Origin of the sequence: Caballeronia eucalypticola, from assembly GCF_047608185.1 — a bacterium.
In the GTDB taxonomy this organism is placed as follows: Bacteria; Pseudomonadota; Gammaproteobacteria; order Burkholderiales; family Burkholderiaceae; genus Caballeronia.
In genome coordinates, this window is record NZ_JBLKRU010000095.1 from 1 (window position 1) to 11,964 (window position 11,964).

At 60.5% G+C, this 11,964-nt stretch carries 10 protein-coding genes; 5 read left to right on the top strand and 5 right to left on the bottom strand.

Annotated elements, in window-relative coordinates:
• Window positions 1-186: 186 nt before the first annotated feature.
• From ACMX25_RS40230 to ACMX25_RS40240, 3 genes are all read left to right on the top strand, one after another.
• Entirely contained in the window at window positions 187-579 is a 393-nt protein-coding gene (locus ACMX25_RS40230; RefSeq protein WP_414955375.1) for a hypothetical protein, read from the top strand.
• A gap of 103 nt (window positions 580-682) precedes the next feature.
• Window positions 683-1,294 (top strand): cation diffusion facilitator family transporter, encoded by a 612-nt coding sequence (locus tag ACMX25_RS40235; RefSeq protein ID WP_414955376.1) that lies wholly within the window; start codon window positions 683-685, stop codon window positions 1,292-1,294.
• Between the two features lie 139 nt (window positions 1,295-1,433).
• The gene (locus tag ACMX25_RS40240) at window positions 1,434-1,874 is read left to right on the top strand and encodes a nuclear transport factor 2 family protein (protein WP_414955377.1); all 441 of its coding nucleotides are present in this window, start codon (window positions 1,434-1,436) and stop codon (window positions 1,872-1,874) included.
• 68 nt (window positions 1,875-1,942) lie between these two features.
• Here the strand turns inward: ACMX25_RS40240 and ACMX25_RS40245 are convergent, their stop codons facing one another.
• Window positions 1,943-3,508 carry a methyl-accepting chemotaxis protein gene (locus ACMX25_RS40245; protein WP_414955378.1) on the bottom strand — a complete coding sequence of 522 codons (1,566 nt, stop codon included), beginning with the start codon at window positions 3,506-3,508 and terminating at the stop codon, window positions 1,943-1,945.
• Between the two features lie 406 nt (window positions 3,509-3,914).
• On the opposite strand from ACMX25_RS40245, the gene ACMX25_RS40250 reads away from it, so the two are divergent.
• Entirely contained in the window at window positions 3,915-5,012 is a 1,098-nt protein-coding gene (locus tag ACMX25_RS40250) for a DNA alkylation repair protein (protein WP_414955379.1), read from the top strand.
• An 18-nt stretch (window positions 5,013-5,030) separates the two neighbouring features.
• On the opposite strand, the gene ACMX25_RS40255 is transcribed toward ACMX25_RS40250, so the two are convergent.
• On the bottom strand, window positions 5,031-5,924 hold the full coding sequence (locus tag ACMX25_RS40255; RefSeq protein ID WP_414955380.1) for a LysR family transcriptional regulator: 894 nt from the start codon (window positions 5,922-5,924) through the stop codon (window positions 5,031-5,033).
• 122 nt (window positions 5,925-6,046) lie between these two features.
• On the opposite strand from ACMX25_RS40255, the gene ACMX25_RS40260 reads away from it, so the two are divergent.
• A complete protein-coding gene (locus ACMX25_RS40260) occupies window positions 6,047-6,796 on the top strand; it encodes a sulfite exporter TauE/SafE family protein (RefSeq protein WP_414955381.1) in 750 nt (249 codons plus the stop codon).
• A gap of 199 nt (window positions 6,797-6,995) precedes the next feature.
• Here the strand turns inward: ACMX25_RS40260 and ACMX25_RS40265 are convergent, their stop codons facing one another.
• The 3 genes from ACMX25_RS40265 to mdeB all read right to left on the bottom strand — a co-directional run.
• Window positions 6,996-8,342: a pyridoxal phosphate-dependent decarboxylase family protein gene (locus ACMX25_RS40265; protein ID WP_414955382.1), complete on the bottom strand. Its 1,347-nt coding sequence runs from the start codon at window positions 8,340-8,342 to the stop codon at window positions 6,996-6,998.
• Window positions 8,343-8,483: 141 nt separating this feature from the next.
• Window positions 8,484-9,254 (bottom strand): AraC family transcriptional regulator, encoded by a 771-nt coding sequence (locus ACMX25_RS40270; protein ID WP_414955383.1) that lies wholly within the window; start codon window positions 9,252-9,254, stop codon window positions 8,484-8,486.
• A gap of 79 nt (window positions 9,255-9,333) precedes the next feature.
• Window positions 9,334-11,964: alpha-ketoglutarate dehydrogenase (mdeB, locus tag ACMX25_RS40275; RefSeq protein ID WP_414954856.1), on the bottom strand; the 2,631-nt coding region annotated here is incomplete at its 5' end.

Sequence of the window (11,964 nt, forward strand, 5' to 3'; positions counted from 1 at the left end):
ACGGCTTACCCACCGAGTGCTTCGCACCTGTGGACAAGCCGCCTTGTGTGCCAGTGAAAGGCACCTCGGCTTGTCCACAGGCAAGCTCGGTGGATAAGCCTGCACCTGCGCATAACATCGTTCAAAAGAACCATACCTGAACTACGAAACCACCCATAAATTCCGCCGACCAAGCTTTCTTTTTAAATGTTTGAAGCGCTGCGTGTCAGGATCGAACGCCGCGCACTCGCTCATCGACGCAAGATCGACGCCGTGAAATGCGGCGTCGATCGTCAGAAAGACCGACAGCATGGTGAAAGAAAACACCGTATCGCTTTGAGCCTGCGGGATTTTCGTTTTCAAGCATTGCGCGCTTCTCTACTTGAAGGATCCCAGGACATCCAGCCGCGTCGGTTGGATCATTTTCAGCCGCGCGGCACGCCGATCCGGCGAATATCCCGCAACGCTCTCTTTCGGATCGATCGCTCGATTCTTCTGCAAAACCGCTCGTCCGTTTCCCACTCAACGGTGCGGCGCCACAAGCCCGCCGGGCAAGCGCTCCTCCGCGACCTCGGCCAGTGTCATATCTTCGCCACGTAGGGCGGTTACGGTGCTGTACCTACACTAAAAACTCTCCTCCACGATGTCGTCGACGTCCGAGCACGGCCGCGAGAACAACAATGCCGCCGTCAAGGCGACCCAGGTGAGCGTTCTATTAAACGCTGCCTTGATGACCATGCAGATTGCTGTCGGCTGGCTCGCTTACTCGGACGGTTTGCTGGCTGACGGTGTGCATACGCTTGCCGATTTGGCTGCGGACGGGATGGTGCTGGCTGTCTTGCGCCTCAGCGCCACGGCAGCGCACCGGAACGTCAATGACCAGTACGATCGCTACGAAACCATAGGATCACTACTGATCTCCTTTCTCTTGATCGCAACGGGATTGGAAACCCTCTGGAGCAGTCTCGGACACGCCGTCAATGCAGCGACGACTTCCGGCGTGCACGCGAGCGCGCTGGTCGTCGCGTTGTTTGTGATCGTCGCCAAGGAGGCGCTGTTTCGGTACATCATGTCGGCCGCTAAACGCACCCGTTCCACCATCCTCGTTGCAAGCGCCTGGCATGCGCGATCGGATGCGATCTCGGCGTTGATAGCGGCAGTCGGCATTCTGGGCAGCATGGCCGGACTGGCGATATCGGATCGGCTGGCCGCTGCGGTCATCGGCATCATGATCGCTCGGATGGGCTTCAACCTCGGCTGGAAAGCCTTCAAAGACTCCTTCGCTCGACCCGCCAGCGAGACCGCCGGGCAATAAGGCCACGGGTTACTCTTCTCGCAGTTAGCACGTGCGGGCACTCAATCATATGCGTGTGTCCAAGGCCGCTCGCCACCCGCTATGGACCACCGCAACACTCTGCTGCAATACTTCCCGCTGACGCCCGGCGTGCGCGCCCATGATGACGCTCGCAATCGGGAACAAATCGGCATCGTTTGTACTTAAAAAGGAAAATAACGAAATGAACGGAAACGGATTGAGCGACGTCGAATTCCCCGTGCAAAAACAACTCGAGGCTTACAACGCCCGGGATATCGAAGACTTCATGCAATGGTGGGCCGACGACTGTGAATACTATGAGTTTCCATCACGCTTGTTGGCCAGCGGCTCAGGCGCGATCCGCGAACGGCACGTCGCCCGGTTCAGCGAATCCAATCTTCACGGCGAGCTCGTCAAGCGGATATCCGTTGGCAACCTGGTGGTCGATCAAGAGCGCGTCACGCGCACCTTTCCGGACGGTCCCGGCGAGATCGATGTCATCGCTATCTACGAAATCGAGAATGGGAAAATAGCCAAGGCATGGTTCAAGATGGGCACGCCGAGGCTACATACTGCTTAGACACTCTGCAGATACAAAACACTGCGAGGGCGCCAGACATTCAAGCGCCCTCTCACCCGCTTCAGCCCTTAGTACCGCGTTACTCTTCCCTCATCGGGAATCTTGAATACCGATACCGCGGCCTTCAGGTGACGCGTCTGCTCATGCAGCGACGCAGCCGCCGAGGCCGCCTGCTCCACCAGCGCCGCGTTCTGCTGCGTCATTTCATCCATCTGCACAACCGCCTGATTAACCTGCTCGATGCCCGTGCTTTGCTCGAGCGACGAGGCGCTGATCTCGGCCATCATTTGCGTGAGGCGCGAGATTGACGTCGATACCTCACGCATTGCCTGACCGGCACGTTCCGCGAGCGCCGACCCATCGTTCACTTGCGAGACCGATTCGCCAATCAGCTCCTTGATCTCCTTGGCCGATTGCGCGCTGCGTTGCGCAAGCCCGCGCACTTCGCTCGCCACGACCGCGAATCCACGACCCTGCTCACCCGCACGCGCCGCTTCAACAGCCGCATTCAGCGCAAGAATATTGGTCTGGAACGCGATGCCATCAATCACCGCGATGATCTCCGCGATCTTGTCCGAGCTCCTCGCGATACTGCTCATTTTCTCGACCACCTGATCGACCACGCCCGTGCCTCGTGATGTTGCGGTGAGCGCATCGCCTGCAAGGCTGTTTGCGTCACGTGCATGCTCGGCGTTCTGGCGCACGGTCGCGGTCAACTCTTCCATGCTCGATGCAGTCTCTTCGAGCGATGCCGCCTGATTCTCGGTGCGCGCGGACAGATCCGCATTGCCGGTGGCGATTTCATCGGCGCCAAGATTGATTGAGTCCGACGACTCGCGCACCGTCTTTACCGTATGCGCGACGCTTGCCTGCATCGATGCCAAACCGGCGAACAAGCGGCCAATTTCGTTGGTGCCGCGATCAGCAATATGCTCGTCGAGCTTGCCTTCGGCGATCCGTTCGAAGTGACGGCCGGCTTCTTCGAGCGGCGCCACAACACCACGGCGCAACGCGACGTGCACAAACGCTACGCCCGCTGCGAGCAGCACGAAAATCGCCAAGCCAACGCTGCGGAAAAGACCAAGCCGTGCATCGATGGAATCAAGATACGACTGGCTCGCGGCATCGCCGAACCGGGCAAAGTTTTGTTGCTCGGCGAGGTAACGGTCCTGGAACCCCTGGGTCGGCTGATCGAGGAACGCCTGGAGATTGTTGGCGTCGAGGTACTGGGTCAATTCACTCAATGCACCGTGATACGCCTGGTATTTTTCCTGCAATGCGGCCGTGCGCGCCTTGTTTTCATCGCCGGTTTTGGGCGCGTTGACGAAGGCGGTGAACGACTTGTCGGCTTGAGCCAACTGCTCGCGCGCGTGCTGGACAATGTCGACCGGCTCGGTGCCGCCGCGTGCCATGCGGGTGCCGGCGCGCGACAGGTTGATCCGTGCATCCATCAATCGCTGGGTGGTTTCATTGACCTCGTTGACTTGCTTGATCGCGATGTTCGACAGATTACCGACGTCATCGTGAGTGGCGGTCAGCGACCAAAAACCCAGGCCTTCAGTGACGACCTGGAAAAGACAGAACACGACCAGAACGACCAGCAGGCCGGTGGAGACACTCGCTTTTTTAAGCATATTGACGACTCTTCGTAACGTTGAATTCGATATGGCCCTTCAACGTGTCTTAGCGCGTCAAACAATGAATATCTCTCTGCAGCACCCTTTCCACCGCGCTCGATCTGGAGAGCACGAGCCGGCCGACGGTGTTATTGCGTGCAGATGGAGAAAGTTATTGCAGGATGATCGTCGAGTGATCTAAGACAGCGTTGAAACCTGACAGGCCGGCCTCTTGTTAACGGCGCCGTCAGCGGATACTTAAGTTCTCTAAGAGAGACCAGTAGACTTTGAGTTTCGCCTGAACCGGCCCTAAAAACATCGCTCCTGACAAGATCTGGCAGAGGTTGCAGATACACTTCTCGTCCAAGCTTGCCCGCAGCAGCGCCTGCAACCCCAGCGAAATTCCAACAAGAAAACGATAACGATGTCGGACACCGAAAACACAGCACTAAAAGAGATCTTCAACGAGCGCCGTTTCCGCGATATGGCGCTCGACGTCAAAGCGGTTTATCCCTCATTCGACACGCGGCGGTTCCTCAAGATCTCGCTAGCCGGGCTCGACGACCTGACCTTGATGCAGCGTCTGCGCCACATGACCCAGGCGCTGCATGCCACCCTTCCTGCGGACTATCGCCAGGCGCTCAAGGTTCTTCGTGCGCTCGCACTGCGTATCGAACCGGGATTCTCCACGCTGGTCCTTCCCGATTACGTTGGCCAATACGGTCTGGACGATTTCGATGAATCGATGGACGCGCTCAAGACTTTCACGGCCCTCGGCTCATCGGAGTTCGCGGTGCGCGAATTCTTGCGCAAGGATTCGAAGCGAGCGCTTGCCGTCATGAAAGTCTGGTCACGCGATGACAGCGATGCCGTGCGGCGCCTCGCAAGCGAGGGAAGCCGTCCGCGCTTGCCATGGTCTTTCCGGCTCGACGCAATCCAGGCAGATCCTTCGCTGGCTGCGCCAATTCTGGAAAACCTGCGCTCGGACACGAGCCTCTATGTTCGCAAGTCGGTCGCCAACCATCTGAACGATGTCACCAAATCACATCCTGAGTGGGTGCTGGACCGGCTCGCGACGTGGCCGATCGAGAACGCTCACACGGCGTGGATCGCAAAGCGTGCTCTGCGCTCGCTGATCAAGGCCGGCAATGCTCGCGCATTGGCGGTGATCGGCGCGGGCGGCGTGCCCGATGTCAAGCTCAGCAAGTTCGCCGTGACGCCACGACAGGTTGCATTGGGCGAGCGCGTGACCTTGTCATTCGACCTTGCGTCGAAGTGCCCGGAAAGCCAGCGGCTTGTGATCGACTACAGAATGCACTATGTGAAGAAATCGGGCGTGACGGCCGCGAAAGTATTCAAGCTCAAGGAGTTGACTCTCGAAGGCGGCCAAAAGGTAGTCATAGAACGCACGCAGAACATCCGCGACTTCACCACGCGCGTGCACTACGCCGGCCGGCACGATGTCGAAATCCTGGTGAACGGGGTATGCCTCGCCAAGGGATATTTCGACCTGAGTTGCTAACCTTGACGTATCAGCGGTTCACGCGTCGGCAACCGCGACAAGCGCGTCAACGAGCGCGCGTTCTGGTCGTTGCAACGTCTCAAGATCACGAACACAGATCAGGAGTTGACGCTTAGCCCAAGGGTCGGTCAACTCCACCGTATGCACGCCGGGCGTCCCTCGATACCGCTTCGCAGCCGTCGCCGGCACGATCCCCAGACTGGCCCCCTGCTCGACCATGCTGCAGATGTTTTCGAAGGTCCGCACCCGCGCGCGAAAGTAGAACTGCTGCCCGGCAAACAACGCCTGCTCGCCGAGATACTCCTGCAGCGCACTGCCCGCGCTCAGCCCGATGAAATCTTCCTCAACCACCTCTTTGAGCGCAACCCGTCGACGCCCGCAGAGCGCATGATCCCGCGCAACGATCAGGACCAGCTTGTCGATGGCGAACGGAAACGTCTGCAATGTCCCGTGCTCGACCGCATCGGAAACAATGCCTATCTCTGCAGAACCATTGAGGACCGCCTTGACCGTCTCGGTGCTCTGCCGCTCCTTCAAGTCGATGTGAACATTCGGATGATGCCGAAGAAATCCTGCGAGCGGGCGAGGCAGGAACTCCGTTGCCGCAGCGGTATTCGCCCACACCCGCACCCGCGTTCTACGCGCCTCGGCGTGCTCCCCCAGTTCGCCCTGCATTCGCGCAATCTGGCCGAGTACCAGGCGCGCGTGGTGGGCCAGCGTATCGCCCGCCGGCGTGGATTCGACACCGCGTCGGCCACGCTCCAGCAGCGGGAGACCCAAAGCCTCCTCCATGCCGCGCAAACGCGCGCTAGCGGACGGCAAGGACATATTCGCCTGAGCCGCACCGTGCGTGATGCTGCCGGTTTCGAGGATGAACAGGAAAAGGCGCAGGTCGATCAGGTCGAAGCGCATGGCTGTGGAATTTTTGGTCGATCAGCCTTAGTTATACCCTAAGGCACAGTACACATCATCCGCATTGTGACCATAGCGAATCTGGGGAAAATGAGGGCAGACAATTTCCCCGGGAAGCATTGATGACCTCACCTGATACCGTGCGCATCGCTGCCATTACGTTGACCTTCCTGATCGCCGGCACCGTAAAAGGCGTCACGGGCATGGGCCTGCCTACCGTGGCCATGGGGGTGCTCGGAGCGCTCATGCTGCCGGCCGAAGCCGCTGCGCTGCTGATCCTGCCGTCATTCGTCACCAACGTCTGGCAGCTTGTTGCAGGTCCACGCCTGGGCGCGCTCGTCAGGCGCTTCTGGCCGATGATGGCGGGCATTGTGATCGGCACCGTGGCGGCAGCTTCGTTCATTGCCGGCAGCGGCGGAGTCTGGGCTGTGACCGGACTAGGCGCTGCGTTGACGCTCTACGCGGTCTCCGGGTTGATGTCGTGGCACTTCGCCGTGCCGCAACGGCATGAGCGGCGCCTGTCCCCTCTGATTGGTGTGGTGACCGGCCTTGTCGCGGGAGGAACAGGCGTTTTTGTCGTGCCGGCCGTGCCTTATCTTCAGGCGCTCGACCTGAGAAAAGAAGATCTCGTTCAGGCGCTCGGACTATCATTTACGGTGTCGACCGTGGCATTGGCGATCGGCCTTGCTCGCGCGAGCGCGTTCACAACAGCCGATCTCACCAGCTCGCTGCTCGCTGTCGTTCCTGCACTATTCGGCATGTGGATCGGTCAACTCATACGTGGCCATATCAGCCCCACGACCTTCCGCCGATGGTTCTTCATCTGCATGCTGGCGCTCGGTCTTCAACTGCTGTTACGGCATTTGATTTAAGCGTTGGGCCGGAGGCATGCCACCGGCGTCGACTCTTTGGGAGACCTGAAACAATGCTCTCGCCATTTCTCGAAACACTGGGTGCGCTGGCGGTATTGGCCAGCCTTGCAATCAAGCTTCGCGCGTTTCTTGACCGGAACCGATAGCCCCGGCCAATCGTGCTCTACCACGCCAAATCGTGCGATGAATGCAGCGTCGTCTAGCGCGGCTTTGCAAGCCCGCTCAACAATCGCACCAGCGCGTCTGCTTCATGTTCCGTCGTTCGCCACGACGACACGCTGATCCGGAACGCCGGCCGCCCTTGCCAGACAGTCGCGCCGAACCACGCCTCGCCAGAAGCCTGGACCGCTTCACGGGCAGCGACGGTAAGTTCATCGGTCTGCGCGCGAACCAGGATCTGGTTCAGCGTGACGCGGTTCAGGATCTCGAATCCCTCCCGCTCCAGTCCGTCTGCAATGCGACGCGCCAGTACGCAAAACTGGTCGACCATCGACGCCACGCCTTCACGTCCCGACGACCGCAACGCTGCCCAGACCGGTATGCCGCGAGCCTGTCGCGAGAACTCGAGCGTCAGGTTTTTCTGGGCGTCTCTGGCGCCGCTCAAATACACCGCATCGCTGTTCATTGCAGCGGCGAGCGCTTCGCTATCGCGGCAGATGGCCATCGCGCAGTCATAGGGCGTGTTCAGCGTTTTATGAGCGTCGGTGGTCCAGCTATCGGCCGCTTCTATTCCTTTCGTGAGTCCCACATGCGAAGACGCGCGCGCCCACATGCCGAACGCCGCATCCACATGAACCCATGCGCCCGCGGCTTTGGCCTTCGGGATGGGCACGTCGAAGGGATCGAACTCTCCTGTGTTGACCTCGCCCGCCTGCAAACACAGGATGGTCATGTCATCGAGCGCAGGCAGGCAGTCCGGGTCCACTTGACCATGGTCGTTGACCGGTGCGAACAGTATCTTGTTCATGCCGAAACCAAGCAACCGAAGCGCCTTTTTCACGGTGATATGCACAAGCTCGGACACCACGACCTTGACCTCGGGCGCGCCCATCAATCCGTCGTTGTCGAAGTCCCAGCCCTTGCGTGCGAGCAACGAGCGACGCGCGGCGGCAAGGCTGCTTATCGTGCAAGCCGTCGCACTGGTTCCAAACCCCACGGCACTTTCGCGAGGCAGGTCCAGCACGTCGAGCACCCAGCCGGCAGCGACCCGTTCGAGCGTGGCCGCAACCGGCGAATTGTCGAATGACGATGCGCATTGGTCCCATGCAAGCATCAGCCGTTCTGCAGCGGCAGCAGCGGGTAGAGACGCGCCTATCACGAAGCCAAAGTAACTAGGCCCGTTCGACGCAACCGTGCCGGGCGAGCCAATATCGTCCAGCATGCGCAGCACGTCTTCCGGCGCATAGCCGCGAGCCGGCAGCGGCTCGTTGAATGTGGCGAGTGCTTGCAGCGCGGCTTGATCCGGGAACACGCGGCGTGCAGGAATGGATTCGGTGTAGCGACGGGCGCGGTCATCGGCTTCAGTCAGCAGGGTGAGTTCGTTCATGGATTTTTCATCGAAGTAATAAGGGATGCGAAGGGGTGCACCCTTGTGGCCCAAGATGTATTGCGATGTCGACTGCCAGAATACCAGTGCACGAAGGCTTCTGCTGGCATCGGGCAAGCGGACTCCCGTACGCGCCGCAGGTTAGACGAAATATTGGGTTGGCGTCACGCCGAAGGTCCGGCGAAACATCGCGATGAACGCGCTGACGTTTTCGTAGCCAAGGTCGAGCGCAATGGTCGTGACGGCCACGCCCGATGCAAGCATCTCCAACGCCCGCATCAAACGTGCGCGCTGCCGCCATTCCGAAAAGCTGAACCCGGTCTCATCGATAAACCGCCGGGTCAAGGTTCGCGTCGCCACGCCGCCCCAGGCGGCCCACTCCTCCAGCCGGCGGTTATCGGCGAGATCGTCTGCCAGCGCGCGAGCGATCCGGAGCACGCGCGCATCGCGGGGCATGGGCAAGCCAAAGGCTTCACGCGGCGACGAGCGAATTTCATCGAGGATGACACCGGCCACGCGCATTTGCGCCGCGTCCAGCGTGGCGTCCTGCCAGGTTGCCGCGCGGCTTACGGCCTCGCGTAACAGGCCGGATGTGCGGATCGTGCAGGGCTCAATCGGGAGGTCAATACAGGCGTTCTCGCTGACGTACACGCTCCATCCTGAGAACGCGCCATGTGAACGAACCGAATGCGGCAGGTTGGGCGGAAGCCAGACCGCGTGGATCGCAGGCACGACCCATTGGCTGTCATCGGTTCCAACCGACAGCAACCCGCGAACCGCACCGAAGATCTGACCACGGGCGTGGCGATGAGATCCGGTGACGCGCGCAGCATCGCCGGACAGCTCGACGGCGAAGAGCACCGGGCCGTCGGCTAATTCAGTTTTTACAGGATCAAGAAGCGGAGCGGACATGACCGGGAAACCCTCTGGAACGGCTCTTATACCGCAACGCCCGGTCTCCGCACAATACGTCGTGTACTTCTCCTTTCTACTACCTCTGCCAGGGAGCGCCCAGCGCCGACGCCACCTTCCCATACTGCTGCGACGCTTTTCGCACGATGGCGATATCGATCTCCCCGTCCTCGGCCAGTGCTTTCAGCGCTGCAATCACAATGGATGCACGATCCACCTCGAAGAACTCGCGCAGTGCCTGACGCGTGTCGCTGCGACCGAAGCCGTCGGTGCCGAGCGTCACGTAGCGACGCGGCACGTAAGCGCGGATCAGTTCGGGCACGGCGCGTACATAGTCCGTTGCCGCGATCACCGGGCCGCGCGATGCAGACAACATGGTGCTCACATACGGCGCCGGAGCCATCTCGCCGAGACGCGCAAGCCGTTCAGACGCCATGCCGTCGCGCTGCAATTCGGTGAAGCTCGTCACGCTCCATACCGCTGCCTCAATGCCCCAATCGTCGCGCAACATTTTCTGCGCCGCGATGACCTCGACGAGTATCGCGCCGGCGCCGAGCAACTGCACCTGCGCCGTCGCGTCCGGTGCCGTCGCGAGCGGATACATGCCTTTGAGGATGCCCTCGCGCAGGGTCTCGAGGTCGCCGCCGGGCACCGATGGCTGCGCGTAATTCTCGTTCATCACCGTGACGTAATAGAACACGTCGCGTTGGCGCTCGACCATCTCGCGCATGCCTTCGTCGACGATAGCCGCGAGCTCATAAGCAAACGCGGGATCGTAGGCGCGGCAGTTCGGTATCGTCGATGCCACCAGGTGGCTGCTGCCATCCTGATGCTGCAGCCCTTCGCCGCCAAGCGTGGTCTTGCCCGCAGTCGCACCGATCAGGAACCCGCGTGCGCGCTGGTCCGCCGCGGCCCAGATGATGTCGCCAATGCGCTGAAAACCGAACATCGAGTAATAGATGTAGAACGGCAGCATGGGCAAATCGTGCACGCTGTACGACGTCGCCGCGGCAATCCATGACGACATTGCCCCCGCTTCCGAAATGCCCTCTTCAAGAATTTGTCCTTTGGTGTCCTCGCGGTAATAGAGCATGGAACCGAGATCTTCCGGTTCGTACAACTGCCCGAGCGGCGAATAGATGCCGACCTGTCGGAACATGTTCGCCATGCCGAAGGTGCGCGCTTCATCGGCGACCACGGGCACCACGCGAGGGCCCAGCGTTGCATCCTTCATCAGCGTACCGAACATGCGCACGATCGCCATGGTGGTCGACATCTCCTTGCCGGCCGCGTCGATGGCGAACTGGCCCCAGGTTGTCATCGGCGGGACGATCAGCGCCTCCGACGCCACTCTCCGCCTTCTGGGCAGATAACCTCCAAGACCTGCGCGCCGTGCGTGCAGGTACTGCATCTCCGGACTGTCTTCCGCAGGTTTGTAGAATTTGACCGCTTCGACATCGGCGTCCGACAGCGGCAGGCGAAAACGATCGCGGAACGCCTTCAGGTCATCGAAGCCAAGCTTCTTTTGCTGGTGCGTCGTCATCCTGCCCTGACCCGATGTACCCATGCCGAAGCCTTTCATCGTCTTGGCAAGGATCACGGTTGGCTGGCCTCGATGACCCAGCGCCTTCGCGTAAGCCGCGTGCAGTTTGCGCACATCGTGGCCGCCACGGCGCAAGCCGTCGATATCTTCATCGCTCAGATGCGAAGCCAGCGCGGCGAGTTCGGGATTCTGGCCGAAGAAGCGCTCGCGGTTATAACCGCCATCGTTGGCCGAGAAGGTCTGGAACTGGCCATCGACCGTATGGGCGAACGCACGCAGCAACGCGTTCGTCTGATCGCGTGCGAAGAGCGCGTCCCAGTCGGAACCCCACAGGACCTTGATCACGTTCCAGCCCGCGCCAATGAACTGCGCTTCAAGCTCGTCGATAATGCGGCCGTTGCTGCGCACCGGTCCGTCGAGCCGCTGCAGATTGCAGTTGATGACGAACACCAGGTTGTCGAGTTGTTCGCGCGCAGCGAGGGATAACGCGCCAATCGATTCCGGCTCGTCCATCTCGCCATCGCCAAAGAAGCCCCACACCTTGCGGTCCTGCGTCTTCGCAAGGCCGCGGTTTTGCAGGTAACGCATGAAGCGCGCTTGATAGATCGAGTTGATCGGACCGATGCCCATCGAGCCCGTGGGGAACTGCCAGAAGTCCGGCATGAGCCACGGATGCGGATACGAACACAGTCCGGGTCCTGCTATCTCCTGCCGGTAATGCTCCAGATGTTCTTCGCTAAGAAAGCCTTCGAGGTACGCGCGGGCATACACACCCGGCGATGAATGCGGCTGGAAATAGACAAGATCGCCACCCGTGCCCACGCCCGCGTCCGGTGCAGCCGCGCGGAAGAAATGATTGAAGCCCACTTCGAAGAGATCGGCTGCGGACGCATAGCTCGCTATGTGACCGCCAAGCTCGCCGTAAGCCTTGTTGGCGCGCACGACCATCGCGAGCGCATTCCAGCGCAACGCGGCGGCGAGCCTTTCCTCGATCTCCAGATTGCCCGGATAACGCAGCTGCTCTGCAACAGGAATGGTGTTGATATAAGGCGTGACACGCGCACGTGACGACTCGATACCCAACGAAAGCGCATGCTCCGCGAGGCGGTCATAAAGGTATTGCGCGCGATCCCGGCCGACGTGTTCGGTGACTGCATCCAGCGCCTC

Bases quoted from the DNA above. Each gene is read 5' to 3' on its own strand.
- ACMX25_RS40230 (WP_414955375.1), top strand. From the start codon at position 187: ATGTTTGAAGCGCTGCGTGTCAGGATCGAACGCCGCGCACTCGCTCAT.
- ACMX25_RS40265 (WP_414955382.1), bottom strand. From the start codon at position 8,342: ATGAACGAACTCACCCTGCTGACTGAAGCCGATGACCGCGCCCGTCGC.
- ACMX25_RS40255 (WP_414955380.1), bottom strand. From the start codon at position 5,924: ATGCGCTTCGACCTGATCGACCTGCGCCTTTTCCTGTTCATCCTCGAA.
- ACMX25_RS40260 (WP_414955381.1), top strand. From the start codon at position 6,047: ATGACCTCACCTGATACCGTGCGCATCGCTGCCATTACGTTGACCTTC.
- ACMX25_RS40240 (WP_414955377.1), top strand. From the start codon at position 1,434: ATGATGACGCTCGCAATCGGGAACAAATCGGCATCGTTTGTACTTAAA.
- ACMX25_RS40250 (WP_414955379.1), top strand. From the start codon at position 3,915: ATGTCGGACACCGAAAACACAGCACTAAAAGAGATCTTCAACGAGCGC.
- ACMX25_RS40270 (WP_414955383.1), bottom strand. From the start codon at position 9,254: ATGTCCGCTCCGCTTCTTGATCCTGTAAAAACTGAATTAGCCGACGGC.
- ACMX25_RS40245 (WP_414955378.1), bottom strand. From the start codon at position 3,508: ATGCTTAAAAAAGCGAGTGTCTCCACCGGCCTGCTGGTCGTTCTGGTC.